Raw genomic sequence first — 14,862 nt, forward strand, 5'->3', positions numbered from 1 at the left:
CCGATGCTAACGACTCAATAACAATAATAACTAAAAGCTTGGAGCTAAAAATATGAAATCTGTGAATCACTTAGTGTTAACGCCGGGCTGCTTGAGCCTAGCGCAATTGCGCGAAATCAGCCGCCATAAGCTGACACTGGAACTCGCACCAGAGGCGATTACCGATATCAACACCAGTGCGCAAATCGTGCAAAAAGTGTTGGATGAAGGCCGTACCGTTTACGGCATCAACACGGGCTTTGGCTTGTTGGCCAATACCAAGATAGCGCCCGAAGATCTGCAATTGCTGCAACGCTCTATCGTGTTGTCACATGCCGCTGGCACGGGGCAATACATGCAAGATGCCACAGTGCGTTTGATGATGGTGTTAAAAATCAACTCATTAAGCCGTGGTTTTTCAGGCATTCGTTTAGAAGTGATTAACTTCTTAATCAGTTTAGTGAACGCCGAAGTGTATCCCTGCGTGCCAGAAAAAGGCTCTGTTGGCGCCTCGGGTGACTTAGCGCCACTGGCGCACATGTGTTTGCCTATGCTGGGCGAAGGCGAAATGAGCTATCGAGGCGAGTTAATTTCTGCCGCTGAAGGCTTAGAAATCGCTGGCCTTAAGCCAATCGATTTAGCGGCCAAAGAAGGACTCGCTTTGCTTAACGGCACACAAGCGTCGACTGCGCTGGCGCTGGAAGGGTTGTTCCACGCCGAAGACTTGTTCGCAGCAAGTTCAGTGATCGGTGCCATGAGCGTCGAAGCGGCGATGGGCAGCCGTAGCCCGTTTGATCCTCGCATCCATGCGGCGCGTGGTCAGAAAGGTCAAATCGATTCGGCCATGGTCTTCCGTCATCTACTGGGTGAAGAGTCTGAGATAAGCTTAAGTCATGCTAACTGTGAAAAGGTGCAAGATCCTTACTCACTGCGCTGTCAGCCACAGGTGCTGGGTGCTTGCTTGACCCAAATTCGTCACGCGGCCGATGTGTTAGGCACAGAGGCCAATGGCGTAACCGATAACCCACTGGTGTTCCAAGATACAGGCGATATCATTTCTGGCGGTAACTTCCACGCCGAACCCGTGGCTATGGCGGCGGATAATCTGGCGATTGCGATTGCTGAACTGGGCTCCATTGCCGAGCGTCGTATTGCGTTATTGATCGATTCTAGCCTATCTAAACTGCCGCCATTTTTGGTAAAAAACGGCGGGGTGAACTCGGGCTTTATGATCGCCCAAGTGACGGCGGCGGCATTGGCGTCTGAGAACAAAACCTACGCCCATCCGGCATCAGTCGACAGCTTGCCAACATCGGCTAACCAAGAAGACCATGTTTCTATGGCGACCTTTGCGGCCCGCCGCTTGCGCGATATGAGCGAAAATACCCGTGGTGTACTGGCAATTGAATTGTTAGCGGCGGCGCAGGGTTTAGATTTCCGCGCTCCTTTAGCCCCAAGTGCTGCAGTGGCTAAGGCTAAAGCCGAATTGCGTGAAGTTGTCGCTTATTACGATAAAGACAGATACTTCGCGCCAGATATCGAAGCCGCGACAGATTTGTTATATACAGCGAGCTTTAACACTTATTTGCCAGCAGGAACGCTAGCCAGCTTTTAGGCGTTTGTTTTAGTTTAATGGCTGAACAGGTGTTTACTCCGCGGGAATAGGCTGCACTGAGGCGCTTTTGTTATCGCGCCCAGATTTTGCGCCTCAATGTGCTAAAAATAAGCGTTAAAAGGCAAAATTTAAGGTGCAGGCAGATTGCTTGTGCCTTTTTCTTTGGTTTTTATCTGCTTTTCCTCGATCTTTGTCTTTGCCATTTTGGTGTGTTTAACACCGCAGACTCTGCACTTTTTGCCCTAATCTTTACATTGTCAGTTTTTGTGGCTGTCTATCCCTCTAGAAACCGTTACCTTTGTGTTTTTATCCGCCATCATTATGCATATTTGAATGCATATAATCATTTTTAATAACCATAACCCTATGATGTGGGACAATATGGGCTTGTAATGTTGGACAAATTGTCTTTTGTGGTTTATTGGTTTTTAATTCCTATTATTGTGCTTTTATTGTTGATAAATGGTTTTTAATGCTTTGTTGTTAATGTTTTTTGAAGTTATGTTTTGTGGTTGTTTATTTGAGATCTTGATCTCATGTCATTATTTGTTATCTATTTCTTCTTTGGGGATAATCTTAAATTAAGTGTGGTCTTTAGTAGGACTCACTCAATCGGTTGCCATTTTTACTACAGCAACCACTAGACTCATAACGACAAGAGTGTGAGAGGACGCAATGAACAGACGCCAGTTTTTTAGACTGTGTGCTGCCGGAGCTGCCACCTCAGCAATTTCAGCGTTGGGATTGATGTCCGAAAAGGCCTATGCGGCCGTTCGAGAATTCAAACTCATTAGCGCGAAAGAAACCCGCAATAACTGCTGCTATTGCTCAGTGGGTTGCGGATTGCTGATGTACAGCAAAGGAAGTAACGGCAAAAACGCCGAACAAAGTATTTTCCATATCGAAGGGGATGCAGACCATCCAGTCAACCGTGGGGCCTTGTGTCCTAAGGGCGCTGGTTTAGTGGATTATGTGAATAGCCCTAATCGTCTTAAATATCCTGAGTACCGTGCGCCAGGCAGTAATGAATGGACTCGTATCAGCTGGACTGAAGCTTACCAACGCATCGCCCGTCTGATGAAGAATGACCGTGATGCTAACTTGATTGAAAAGAATTCTGCTGGGATGACGGTTAACCGTTGGCTTAGCACTGGGATGATGACCTCGTCGGCGATGCCGAATGAAGGCGGCTATATCACCCAGAAATTTGCACGGGCACTGGGCCTAGTTGCAATCGATACTATTGCGCGTAACTGACACTCTCCAACGGTAGCAAGTCTTGCTCCGACATTTGGACGTGGTGCCATGACCAACCACTGGATCGATATTAAAAACTCTAATTTGATCATTATTATGGGCGGTAATGCTGCAGAGGCTCACCCTGTCGGATTCGGCTGGGTTACAGAAGCTATGCAACATAACAACGCTAAACTTTTGGTGGTCGATCCTCGCTTCACCCGTAGCGCCGCTGTGGCCGATTACTATGCGCCGATCCGCTCGGGCACAGATATCGCCTTCCTGCTCGGGGTGATCCGCTATCTTATTGAAACTAAACAAGTGAACTACGACTATGTGAAGGCTTATACCAATGCCAGTTACATAGTGCGCGAAGACTTCTCTTTTAGTGAAGGTCTGTTCAGTGGTTTCGATGAAGAAACAGATAGCTACAATAAAGAGTCTTGGTATTACGAGTTAGACGAACAGGGTTACGCGAAAATCGATCCTAGCTTCGAACATCCACGCTGTGTGTGGAACTTAATGAAGCAACATGTAGAACGCTATGACTTTGAAACCGTAAGCAATATTACCGGTACGCCGATTGCGGACTATGAGATCGTTTGCCAACAAATTGGTAGCACTCATACCCACGATAGAGCCGCGACCTTTATGTATGCCTTAGGTTGGACTCACCACAGTAAAGGGGCGCAGAACATTCGCTCTATGGCCATGGTGCAGTTGCTGCTGGGTAACATTGGGGTGTTGGGCGGTGGTGTTAACGCTCTGCGCGGACACTCGAACGTGCAAGGCGCGACTGATATGGGTTTATTGTGTCAAAGCTTGCCCGGTTACCTCAAGTTACCGAACGAAAAAGACATTAATCTTAAAACCTATCTCCACAACTATACCCCTGTCGCTCTGCGTCCGGGTCAAACCAACTATTGGCAAAATTACCCTAAATTCTTTGTTTCGCAAATGAAGAGCTTTTGGGGCGATAACGCCACGGTTGAAAATGACTTTGGTTATGACTGGTTGCCGAAATGGGACAAGCAGTACGACTTTACTAAACACTTAGATATGGCTTTCCACGGCGAAGTGAATGGCTACATTATCCAAGGTGTTAACGCCATTAACTCTATGCCAAACCGTAATAAGGTACTCAAAGCCTTGAGTAATCTTAAATACATGGTGGTGTTGGATGCCTTGGCAACGGAAACCGCAACCTTCTGGCAAAATGCCGATGGCTTCAATGAAGTCAATCCCGCTGAAATCATGACTGAAGTGTTCCGTTTACCTACGACATGTTTTGCCGAGGAAGAAGGTTCCATCGTCAACTCTGGCCGTTGGATGCAGTGGCATTGGAAGGGCGCTAACCCGCCGGGTGAGGCCAAGCCAGATGCTGAGATTCTCTCTGGCGTCTTAATGGCAATGCGTGAACTGTACAAACAAGAGGGCGGTAAGCTGCCTGAGCCAGTGCACGCGATGAGCTGGAATTACCACAATCCTCACTCACCGCACGCTGAAGAAATCGCTCGCGAGCTTAACGGTAAGGATCTCGTGACTCAACGTCAGCTCAGTAGTTTTGCTGAACTGAAAGCTGATGGTAGTACCGCCAGCGCCTGTTGGATTTATGCGGGTTCTTGGACCGAAGAAGGCAACTTGATGGCTCGCCGTGACAACCATGATCCTTCCGGTAAAGGTGTTACTCCGGGTTGGGCATTTGCTTGGCCAGCAAACCGTCGTGTGCTGTATAACCGCGCTTCTTGCGATATCAACGGCAAACCTTGGGATCCAAAACGCACTATCGTCGAGTGGGTTGACGGTAAGTGGCACGGTATCGATGTGGGCGACTTCAATATGAAGTTAACACCACAGGAATCCGCTGGCCCCTTCATCATGCAACCCGAAGGTGTGGGTCGTTTCTTCGCCCTTAAATTATTGGCCGAAGGTCCGTTCCCTGAGCACTACGAGCCGATGGAGTCGCCTATTGGGTTGAACCCGTTACACAAGGTCACCAGTAACCCTGCGGTACGTATGTTACCGGGTGTGAAGGAAACCTTAGGTTCCCATAAGGACTTCCCTTATGTGGCAACTACTTACTGTGTAACTGAACACTTTAACTTCTGGTCTACGCATGCTCGTTTAGCTGCGATTTCTATGCCTGAAACCTTCGTCGAAATCGATGAAATGTTAGCGGCAGAAAAAGGTATCGCCAATGGGGATTGGGTCACTGTCAGCTCTAAACGCGGCAGCATTGAAACCAAAGCCTTAGTGACTAAACGGCTACAGCCGTTAAAGGTAAATGGCCAGTTAGTCCATACCGTCGGGTTACCCCGTCACGGCAGCCATAATGCACTCACTCGTAAGAGTTACTCCTGTAACGTACTCACCACGGAAGTGGGGGATGCAAATACACAGGTGCCTGAGTTCAAAGCATTTTTGGTTAACATCACTAAAGCGGAGGGGATCTGATTATGGCATCACAAGACATTATCCGCCGCTCCGGTACTTCAGCGGTGACGCCTGCGGCAAAGGGGCGTAATTCGTCAGAAAAGGTCGCTAAGCTGTTCGACGCCACTAAGTGTAATGGCTGTAAAGCCTGCCAAGTGGCGTGTTCTGAGTGGAATGATTTACGGGAAGAGGTGGGCACCTTCCAAGGCAGTTACCAAAACCCTATGTCGCTATCGGGCCAATGTTGGACCCTGATGGAGTTCCATGAGGTGATGGAAAGCAACAAGCTGCGTTGGCAATTTACTCACTCGGCCTGTATGCACTGTGCTGACCCTGCCTGCTTAACGGCCTGTTCGACCTCGGGCGCGATTATCCAGCACGCCAATGGTGTGGTGGACTTCGATTCGGACAAATGTATCGGCTGCGGTTATTGCGCCAGTGCTTGTCCCTTTGATGTGCCCAAAATCGATCCTAAGGATAACAAGGCCTACAAGTGCACTATGTGCTCTGACCGTTTGGCCGTGGGATTGGAACCTTCCTGCGTTAAGTCCTGTACCACAGGGGCGCTGCGTTTTGGCACCCGTGAGGACATGTTGTTCTACTCGCAAAAACGGGTCGAAGAACTGAAGGAAAAGGGTTTTGCTAAGGCAGGACTTTATAACCCTGAGGGTGTAGGTGGCACGGGTATGATGATGATATTACACGATATCAATCAGCCCGAAAGCTACAACATGCCTGATAACCCGCAGATCCCACTGTCACTCACTCTGTGGCAGGACTGGGTCAAACCTTTAGGCACTATGGGCATTCTTGCCACTGCCGCCGTCGCTTGTCTGCATAAGATCACCGTCGGTCGCAACATAGTCGAAGAAGACCAACCGGGTTATCAACCGCCAGAGGAAGAGGCTAAGCAGGAAGAGGGGGCCGACAAATGAGCAAGCATGATAAGCAAGAAATGATAGTGCGTCACAAGCTGTTCGATCGCATCTGTCATTGGTTCATTGTGGCGGTTGGCCTAGTGACATTTCTCACTGGCTTTTCCTTCTTCTATCCGTCGTTTCAATGGCTTGGGGCGATAGCGGGCACACCGCAATTGGCGAAGTTTATTCATCCCATTGCGGGCTTGATGATGTGCTTACCTCTGATGTTGATGTTGGTGCGTTACTACAAACACAACAAATGGGAAAAGCACGACCTCGCTTGGATGCTCGCCATTAAGGATGTGATGTTCGAGAACGAGGAGAAAATCCCGCCTATCGGCCATTACAACCCTGGGCAAAAGGTATTGTTTCGCGCCTTCGTGCTGACATCTATCACTTTAACGGTGACGGGAATCATCATGTGGCAGCCTTACTTTGCGCCCTATTTCTCCGCCACTGTGGTGGGTTGGGCCATTCTGTTGCACGCCATTTGTGCGCTCATCATGTTGATTTTTGTGATGGTACATTTTTGGATGGCGACATGGGTGGAAGGGTCGGTTAAGGGCATGCTTTACGGCAAAGTCTCTAAGGCTTGGTGCCGCAAACATCACCCTGTGATGTTGGATGAACATTCGGACGTGGAGAAACATTAATGAGTCATACAGCCGAGATACCTCTGGCCCAAGGCAGCGAATCGCCGCTGGAACTTAAACCGTTAAAAGCGGCAGATCCCCAAGCTGTGTATCACAGAAGGGCGCAGCGTTTGCTGTCATTGGCCAAGGACTCGCCGCTGGCTGACTACTTTGAGCTATGTCGCCGTTTGGTCTCTATACAGGCCAGGTTAGCGCAGGAGGCTGACTTCGGTAAGCTTCTCGCTTGGGGGAAAGATGAGGCGACTCCGCTTTCCTTGTTGGGCTCAGAGGCAGATAGCTATTGGCAAGGACTGCTACAGCAACTGTTAAGTGATTTGTTGCCGCAGGTGGATGAATCCATAGCTCGGGTAGTGCGTTTGTTGATGCAGCAATCACCTGAGCAACTGAGTTCGTGGGGGCGTTCACTACGCCAAGGGCATGTCAGTGAAGTGCCTGCCCGTTTTAGCTTATTCATCTGGGCGGCGATGGGCGTTTATTGGTCGCATTGGGCACCTATGGTCATCAAGCGGATGGATCAGCGCAAGGTGGCGCAGCAGAGTATGTGTCCCGTGTGTGGATGTCATCCAGTGGCGAGTGTGATTGTCGATCAGCCCCGAGCTGGTTTGCGCTACTTGCATTGCAGTCTGTGCGAGAGCGAATGGCATTACATTCGCGCCCATTGCACCAGTTGCGGTCAGGACAAAGAAATGACGATTTGGTCGCTAGATGATGCCAAGGCTCAAGTGCGGATCGAAAGTTGCGATGAATGTCATGGCTATACCAAGATGATGTTCGTCGAGAAGTCACCTTCTATGGATGTGGCGGCAGACGATCTCGCGACCTTGATGTTAGACAGTGAGCTAAATGCTAAGGGCTTTGGGGCAACAACACTGAACCCACTGCTACTGGCCCACGAAACCACGTAAGCCACATAGCTTAAACAAATGCGGGAGGGAGTCGGGTTGCTGATCCCTTCCTGCTTTTTATAAACCAATGGCAATAATATAAACAAAATGACACAGATGATGATCCAAGCACCTGAAACACTACAAGTTCTGTACCGAGCTTTGCCTTCAATGGATAGCCTACTTGCAGAGCCTAGTTTTGTGGTATTGCAGCAGTCCTACGGCAAAGCGGCAGTAAAGTCCGCACTGGATACCCAGTTAAAGGCGGCGCGCAGCTTAATCGGCCGTGAGCACTGTTTGCCGACATGGTGTGGCGAGCTTGCGCAATTGCACAGATGTTTGGTTGATCAACTGTCTAACGATTACAGCCACAGCTTAAAACCCGTGTGGAATCTCACTGGCACCATATTGCATACCAACCTTGGCCGAGCGCAGCAGTCAGAAGCGGCAATTCGAGCCGTGACTTCTGTTATGCGCTACCCCACACCGCTGGAGTTTGAGCTTGCGGCAGGTGAACGTGGTCACAGGGATAATGCGATCAGTGCTTTAATCCAGCGCTTAACGGGTGCCGAGGCTTGTTGTGTCGTGAATAACAATGCCGCAGCTGTGTTGTTGATGCTGTCAGCGGTGGCTGCGGGGAAAGAAGTCATAGTCTCCCGTGGTGAGTTGGTGGAAATTGGCGGCGCGTTTCGCATCCCTGACATTATGCGCCAAGCGGGCTGCACCTTAGTCGAGGTCGGCAGCACCAATCGGACTCACCTTAAGGATTATGAGCAGGCCATTACTGAAAATACCGCTGCGATAATGAAGGTCCACACCAGTAATTATCATATTAGTGGTTTTACTGCCGCAGTGGAGGAGGCAAGGCTGGGTCAGTTATGCCGTGAGCGTGGCATATCACTCATTTCAGATCTTGGTAGTGGATCACTGACGGATCTGCGCCGCTTTGGTCTAAAGCAAGAACCTACGCCCCAAGCCATGCTAGCCGATGGGGTCGATTTAGTGAGTTTTTCCGGCGATAAACTATTGGGTGGCCCTCAGTCTGGTTTGATCGTTGGCAAACAGTCGCTGATTAAGCAGTTACAGAGTCATCCACTAAAGCGCGCCCTGCGTTGCGATAAGCTGATCTTGGCGGCGTTAGAAGCGACATTGATCCACTATCTTAACCCTGAAACCTTAGACATTGAGCTGCCTATTATGGCGAAATTTGCCCGTAGCCAAGAGACGTTATGGCAGATTGGTCGTCGCTTACAGCAAGCTTTGGTTCCACATTTTGAACCTTGTTATCGCATTGAGTTAGTCGAGTGCCAAACACAAGTCGGCAGTGGCTCACAGCCCGATACTTTTTTACCCTCAGTGGCGTTGTGTTTTACCGCACTCAATGGTGGTAGTTTAAGTTTGTTAGAACAACAATTTAAGCAGGTGGCACGGCCTATCATAGGTCGCATGAGTCAGGACCAACTCAGATTAGATCTGCGCGGTCTTGATAGTGAAGCCGAACTCCTCGCCGAGTTGAGCACTTTAGGTGTGCAGTTGTGATCATTGTGACTGCGGGTCATGTCGATCATGGCAAGAGTACGCTTATTCGCGCTTTGACTGGGATGAATACCGATCGTCTGCCGGAGGAAAAACGCCGCGGTATGACGATCGATCTTGGCTATGCATTTATGCCACTTCGAGATGGTTCGCGCCTTGCTTTTATTGATGTGCCCGGCCACGAAAAATTTATCAACAACATGCTGGTGGGCGTGAGTCATGCTCGGCATGCCCTGTTAGTGATGGCCTGTGACGATGGCGTAATGCCGCAAACCCGTGAGCATCTGCAAATTCTTGCGCTCTTACCTTTGCACAGTTTGACCTTAGTGCTAACTAAGCGGGATTTAGTTGATAGTGACAAGGCGGCACAGCTTGTCGCCGATGGACTCACTTTGCTGGCCGAGTATGGCATTGAGGCCAGTGGTGTTTTTGAAGTGTCGGCGAATGGAACCGCCGACTTAGCATCTAATGGCGTGGCGGCGCTGAAGGCGCATATTCTTGATTTAGGTGAGCAAGAGTCAAAGCGAGCGGAGGATGCCAGCAGCTTTAGGATGACGCTCGATCGCGCCTTTAGTGTGAAAGGTGCGGGTTGTGTCGTGACGGGCACAGTGATCAGCGGCAGCGTATGCGTGGGTGATAGTCTTTTTAGTTCAGGGCAAAAGGCCAAACTCAGAGTGCGAGGCATACATTGTCAGGGACAAGAAGCCCAAAGGGCTGTCACGGGTACACGCGTAGCACTCAATTTAACGGGTGTCGATAACCATAGGGAGCCAGAGCGTGGCGATTGGTTGAGCAGTTTGCCTCAAGCCGAGCTCTGTAGCCGCCCCGTTGTGCACATTCGAGCCTTCGATTTTTTAGGCTGTGAGCCATTAGTGCATTGGCAAAATGTCCACTGTCACCATGGCGCCGATCATACTTTAGGTCGAGTTTCCCTGTTAAATGAAGCTGATGAAGAAGGCTTCTGTCTGGCGGAGTTAGTACTCGAAAAGCCGCTACTCCTATGCCAGAACGATCGAATTGTCCTGCGACACATTGGAGGTAAACAGACTTTAGGTGCGGGGCGAGTGTTGGCGCTGAAAGTCCCTAATCGTAAGAAACGTACACCTGAACGAGTCGCGAGATTACTGCAATTAGCACGCTTGGATAATCCTGCCCATGTGGTGGCTTTACTCGGCCAAACTCAGGCGATAGAGCTTGATGAAATCGCGTGGCGTTGGCAATTAACCGACGAAGGGCTGGCAATGCTGTTAGCCCAAGCGGGTTTAGTTCGTTTTGGGGCATTTGCTATAGCGACAAGTTTGCTTGAGCAAGAAAAACAACAGTTTGTTTCTTTACTTAGCGAGTTCCATCAACAGCATCCTGACCAACTTGGGCTTGGGCGTAATCGCCTGCAGCGCATGAGCCACAGCGCTTTGCCGCCCGAATTAGCCAATAAAGTGCTCGACACGCTTTGCCAAGAAGGTCGCATGGTGCTGCGTGGTGCCTTGTTGCAGCTCGCTGAACACAAAATAGTACTAGACGCTGAGGCTCAGCATTGTTGGCAGGCGCTTGCGCCTTGGCTTGCCGAGCAAACCGCCCCTGTATGGGTCACCGAAATGGGCGAATACCTTGCGCTAGAACCTGCCAAATTAAGGTTGTTGTGTTTCCAGCTGGTGCAGCAGGGGTTTATTACTGCTGTGGTGAAGGACAGATATTTGCTCAGCGAGCAAATCTGTTACTACGCCAGCTTAGTGCGTACTCATATTGCAGAACACGGCAAGCTCGAAACGGCAGAATTTAAAGACATGGTTGGGCTTGGGCGTAAGGTGAGTATTCAACTGCTTGAGTTCTTTGACAGAAGTGGTTTTACCCGTAGGAAGTATCGCAGTAATAGCCGAGAAGTTCGGGATGCCGAGTTGTTTTTTTCCCATGAGAATTGGCGGAAGAACATAGGAGTCGAACCTACCCAGGACTGCTGGCAGCCCTACCCGGATTTGAAATCCGGACGCCTCACCGGAGACGACGTTCTTCCAATAGAAGACTTAGGGATAGTAGAAAATGCGTAAGGATGATTCAAGGCGATTCTTATTTAGTTTATGGGTTTGTGATACAAGTCTTAAATTGTCATCAAACTAATTGTTTTTATTTGGTTTTATAGTTTTAAAGGGGCGCTATGGAATATCATTCACATGAAGTGGTGACAGAAAGAAACGTGATCTTGTTAGAACATGGGCACGCATCTGAGCTGACTGACTACTTAGCTAATGAAGTGCGAGTCGCACTGGTCTATAACGGCATAGCGCATACCGTGATGTTGGCGAGTCCTCAAGATTTAGAAGCCTTCGCTATTGGTTTTACGTTATCTGAACGTATCGTTTCCCATATCAATGATATCAAAGGGGTGGAGCTCGAGTTCACCAGTGAAGGCGTGTTGATCCAAGTGGAAATCAACCAACGATGCTTTATGGAACTCAAGCAACAAAGGCGCAATATGGCGGGGCGCACAGGTTGTGGATTGTGCGGCGTCGCCCAGCTCGAAGAGGCCGTCAAGCCTGTGATGCGGGTGGACTCAGATGCCAGATTCGATATCGAACACTTACAGGTTGCACTTGGGCAAATTCAAGATAATCAACAACATTTTAAGCTGACGGGCGCCACTCATGCGGCCATGGGGCTTAACCATCAAGGACAGATCATCGCCGCCTATGAGGATATAGGCAGGCATATCGCACTAGACAAGCTAATTGGCGCCTTTTCCGCTCAAAATGTGGAACGTCCAGTGGCCGTATTGCTCACCAGTCGCGCGAGTTTTGAGATGGTGCAAAAGGCCGCTAGTGCCAATATCCAAATTCTGTTTGCTATGTCCGCCGTGACTTCACTGGCGTTGGAATTAGCAGAGAAAAGCAATATCACGCTTATCGGTTTTTGCCGTAATGGCAGGGCAACGCTTTACACCCACGGTTATCGCCTGTTGGGGCAGCAGTGTGTCAGCTTAGCTAAAGCCATTTAAGCGTGAGGCCACTTGTGATTGAAGTTGTATATAACAACCTAAATCATTGTGGCATAAAGGTTATAAGCGCATTGTGCTTATTTTTTTATAGTCTCGTTCATTAGGGTAATGACATGACATGGCAACAATTTAAACAAGAATACTTAGTTCGTTTTTGGGCTCCTATGCCAGCGGTGATCGCTGCGGGTATCCTTTCTACTTACTATTTTGGTTTGACCGGAACCTTCTGGGCTGTTACTGGGGAATTCACTCGTTGGGGTGGTCATTTACTGCAGTTTTTAGGTGCAGAGCCTGAAACCTGGGGTTATTTCAAAGTGATAGGTCTGCAGGGCTCTCCTCTAGATCGTATCGACGGCATGATGATTATCGGTATGTTTGGTGGTTGTATTGCTGCTGCGCTCTGGGCCAATAACGTCAAACTGCGTATGCCACAGAGCCGTATCCGTATTGCTCAGGCACTGATCGGCGGCATTATTGCTGGCTTTGGTGCCCGTTTAGCTATGGGTTGTAACCTTGCAGCCTTCTTCACGGGTATTCCGCAGTTCTCTTTACATGCTTGGTTCTTTGCTTTGGCGACCGCAGCAGGCTCTTACTTTGGTGCAAGATTTACCTTACTGCCGATGTTCCGTATTCCGATAAAACTGAAAAAAGTCGATAAAGCGACTTCAATCAAGCAGGACGAAAACCAAGCTAGACGTCGTTTCCGTATCGGTATGTTGATGTTTGTAGGCATCGTCGGTTGGGGGTTATTGACTATGTTTAATGCGCCAAAACTCGGCATTGCTATGCTCTGTGGTGTTGGTTTTGGTTTATTAATCGAACGGGCCCAAATCTGCTTTACCTCAGCGTTCCGCGATATGTGGATCACTGGTCGTACTCACATGGCGAAGGCAATTATCTTAGGCATGGCGGTCAGTGCGATAGGTATTTACAGCTATGTGCAACTGGGTGTGCCACCTAAGATCATGTGGGCTGGCCCTAATGCGGTGATCGGCGGCTTACTGTTTGGTTTTGGTATTGTACTGGCTGGTGGTTGTGAAACGGGTTGGATGTATCGTGCAGTCGAAGGCCAAGTGCATTTCTGGTGGGTGGGCTTAGGTAACGTGTTGGGTTCAACCTTACTGGCGTATTACTGGGATGATATCGCTCAGCCATTAGCTACGAACTGGGACAAAGTTAATTTACTGACCAGCTTTGGCGATAAAGGCGGATTATTGCTGACCTATGTGCTGCTGGGGCTCTCCTTTGGCGCTATGTTGCTGTGGGAGAAACGTTTCTTTGCTCGTAAGGCGAAGCGTGATGAACAATTGCTAGCGGAGGCGGCGTAATGGCTCAATATATTCCAGATTATCAACTCGATATGGTGGGTGAACCTTGCCCTTATCCCGCAGTGGCTACCCTTGAGGCTATGCCTAAGTTAAAGCCCGGTGAAATTCTCGAGGTGATTAGTGACTGTCCGCAGTCTATTAACAACATTCCCCTCGACGCTAAAAATCATGGTTATAAAGTGCTGGAAATTGAGCAGAATGGTCCGACTATTCGTTATCTGATCCAGCGTTGAGGATAGGACTATGTTGACTATTCTCAGTGGCTTAGGTATTGGCTTAGCCATGGGATTTGTGATGCAAAGGGGTAGATTTTGTATGGCGGGCGGGATCCGCGATACCTATCTGCAACGGGACTTTACCATGGTGATCGCTATTTTGATTGCCATCAACATCCAAAGTCTAGGGCTGTTCCTGTTTTACGAATGGGGTTGGGTTAAATTGCCAGAAGGGCATTTCCCTTGGTTGGCAACCTTAGTCGGTGGTGTATTGTTTGGTGTGGGTATGGCAGCAGCGGGAAGCTGCTCCACTGGTGCCTATTACCGCGCTGCCGAAGGGTTGGCTGCCAGTGTGATGGCCGTTCTCGGTTTTATTGCTGCCAGTAAATTAGTGCGTCTCGATGAGTTGAAAGGTCTACTTAAACCTTTTAAACAGCATCAACTTGAGGACCAAACGCTCTATCAAACTCTGGGCGTTTCCCCTTGGGTGATCGTGCTTGTCCTCGTATTACTCACATTGTGGTTGGCATTGGGTTATCTCAAACGCCGCAAACGTCCGGTTGCACTGATGGTACCCCGTAAAACGGGTTTAGCTCATTGGTTGTTTGAAGCGCGCTGGCATCCCTTTGTAAGTGCTTTGCTGATTGGTTTACTGGCGCTACTTGCATGGCCTGCAAGTCTTGAAAGTGGCCGTGTAGGCAGTGTTGGGATCAGTGGCCCGAGTGCGCAGTTATGGGATCTTGTCACCACAGGTAACACTAAATTCTTTAGTTGGCCTGGATATTTTCTCTTGGGATTATTTGTAGGCGCCTTTATCGCTGCTCGGGGCAGTGCTGAGCAGCGCTGGCGCTACCCTGGTCATAAAGTGGTGTTATTTGGGTTTATTGGTGGCCTGTTGATGGGCGTGGGGAGCGGGCTTGCCGGAGGTTGCATGCTTGGTAATGCGCTCGTTGGCACGGCTTATTTGTCGTGGCAAGGCTGGCTATTTATCCCTGCTATTTTATTTGGCAGTTGGTGCTTTAACTATTTTGCGCTACTGAGGCCAATGCGTCTTGCGCAGATTTAACGTTTATA

At 49.3% G+C, this 14,862-nt stretch carries 10 protein-coding genes, 1 tRNA gene and 1 pseudogene; 11 read left to right on the plus strand and 1 reads right to left on the minus strand.

Translation table 11 applies throughout. From position 1 onward, the window contains the following. The first annotated feature begins 52 nt into the window (after positions 1-52). The 7 genes and pseudogenes from hutH to selB all read left to right on the plus strand — a co-directional run. The gene (gene hutH, locus L5M49_RS17600) at positions 53-1,594 is read left to right on the plus strand and encodes a histidine ammonia-lyase (protein ID WP_263266556.1); all 1,542 of its coding nucleotides are present in this window, start codon (positions 53-55) and stop codon (positions 1,592-1,594) included. Between the two features lie 675 nt (positions 1,595-2,269). Continuing rightward, complete coding sequence (fdnG, locus tag L5M49_RS17605) at positions 2,270-5,284, plus strand: formate dehydrogenase-N subunit alpha (RefSeq protein WP_173496974.1); 3,015 nt, start codon at positions 2,270-2,272, stop codon at positions 5,282-5,284. A 2-nt stretch (positions 5,285-5,286) separates the two neighbouring features. Then, positions 5,287-6,198, plus strand: a complete 912-nt coding sequence (fdxH, locus tag L5M49_RS17610) for a formate dehydrogenase subunit beta (protein WP_168826883.1) — start codon at positions 5,287-5,289, stop codon at positions 6,196-6,198. Continuing rightward, positions 6,195-6,836 carry a formate dehydrogenase subunit gamma gene (locus tag L5M49_RS17615; protein WP_105250947.1) on the plus strand — a complete coding sequence of 214 codons (642 nt, stop codon included), beginning with the start codon at positions 6,195-6,197 and terminating at the stop codon, positions 6,834-6,836. Before fdxH ends, L5M49_RS17615 begins: the two co-directional genes overlap by 4 nt. Next, a complete protein-coding gene (fdhE, locus tag L5M49_RS17620; protein WP_263257091.1) occupies positions 6,836-7,741 on the plus strand; it encodes a formate dehydrogenase accessory protein FdhE in 906 nt (301 codons plus the stop codon). Before L5M49_RS17615 ends, fdhE begins: the two co-directional genes overlap by 1 nt. A gap of 96 nt (positions 7,742-7,837) precedes the next feature. Beyond that, positions 7,838-9,259: an L-seryl-tRNA(Sec) selenium transferase gene (gene selA / locus L5M49_RS17625; protein WP_263266586.1), complete on the plus strand. Its 1,422-nt coding sequence runs from the start codon at positions 7,838-7,840 to the stop codon at positions 9,257-9,259. 5 nt (positions 9,260-9,264) lie between these two features. Next, positions 9,265-11,103, plus strand: a pseudogene (gene selB / locus L5M49_RS25355) (selenocysteine-specific translation elongation factor); the annotation flags it as partial. A 69-nt stretch (positions 11,104-11,172) separates the two neighbouring features. Here selB and L5M49_RS17635 read toward each other — a convergent pair. Then, a tRNA-Sec gene (locus L5M49_RS17635) sits at positions 11,173-11,267 on the minus strand. Between the two features lie 141 nt (positions 11,268-11,408). Between L5M49_RS17635 and fdhD the strand changes: the two genes are divergently transcribed. The 4 genes from fdhD to L5M49_RS17655 all read left to right on the plus strand — a co-directional run bounded on the left by fdhD (position 11,409) and on the right by L5M49_RS17655 (position 14,854). Continuing rightward, on the plus strand, positions 11,409-12,245 hold the full coding sequence (gene fdhD / locus L5M49_RS17640; protein WP_198573380.1) for a formate dehydrogenase accessory sulfurtransferase FdhD: 837 nt from the start codon (positions 11,409-11,411) through the stop codon (positions 12,243-12,245). Between the two features lie 113 nt (positions 12,246-12,358). Then, complete coding sequence (yedE, locus tag L5M49_RS17645) at positions 12,359-13,573, plus strand: selenium metabolism membrane protein YedE/FdhT (protein ID WP_263266558.1); 1,215 nt, start codon at positions 12,359-12,361, stop codon at positions 13,571-13,573. Next, positions 13,573-13,806 carry a sulfurtransferase-like selenium metabolism protein YedF gene (yedF, locus tag L5M49_RS17650; protein WP_107946196.1) on the plus strand — a complete coding sequence of 78 codons (234 nt, stop codon included), beginning with the start codon at positions 13,573-13,575 and terminating at the stop codon, positions 13,804-13,806. Before yedE ends, yedF begins: the two co-directional genes overlap by 1 nt. A 10-nt stretch (positions 13,807-13,816) precedes the next feature. Beyond that, positions 13,817-14,854, plus strand: coding sequence for a YeeE/YedE family protein (locus tag L5M49_RS17655; protein WP_263266559.1), 1,038 nt, complete (start codon positions 13,817-13,819; stop codon positions 14,852-14,854). Positions 14,855-14,862: the final 8 nt, after the last annotated feature.

It is taken from the genome of Shewanella sp. SM74, assembly GCF_025653725.1.
In the GTDB taxonomy this organism is placed as follows: Bacteria; Pseudomonadota; Gammaproteobacteria; order Enterobacterales; family Shewanellaceae; genus Shewanella; species Shewanella oncorhynchi.

Excerpts from the sequence above, each read along its gene's own strand:
- hutH (WP_263266556.1), top strand. The coding sequence starts at position 53 with ATGAAATCTGTGAATCACTTAGTGTTAACGCCGGGCTGCTTGAGCCTA.
- fdxH (WP_168826883.1), top strand. The coding sequence starts at position 5,287 with ATGGCATCACAAGACATTATCCGCCGCTCCGGTACTTCAGCGGTGACG.
- yedF (WP_107946196.1), top strand. The coding sequence starts at position 13,573 with ATGGCTCAATATATTCCAGATTATCAACTCGATATGGTGGGTGAACCT.
- L5M49_RS17655 (WP_263266559.1), top strand. The coding sequence starts at position 13,817 with ATGTTGACTATTCTCAGTGGCTTAGGTATTGGCTTAGCCATGGGATTT.
- selA (WP_263266586.1), top strand. The coding sequence starts at position 7,838 with ATGATGATCCAAGCACCTGAAACACTACAAGTTCTGTACCGAGCTTTG.
- L5M49_RS17615 (WP_105250947.1), top strand. The coding sequence starts at position 6,195 with ATGAGCAAGCATGATAAGCAAGAAATGATAGTGCGTCACAAGCTGTTC.
- fdhE (WP_263257091.1), top strand. The coding sequence starts at position 6,836 with ATGAGTCATACAGCCGAGATACCTCTGGCCCAAGGCAGCGAATCGCCG.
- fdhD (WP_198573380.1), top strand. The coding sequence starts at position 11,409 with ATGGAATATCATTCACATGAAGTGGTGACAGAAAGAAACGTGATCTTG.
- yedE (WP_263266558.1), top strand. The coding sequence starts at position 12,359 with ATGACATGGCAACAATTTAAACAAGAATACTTAGTTCGTTTTTGGGCT.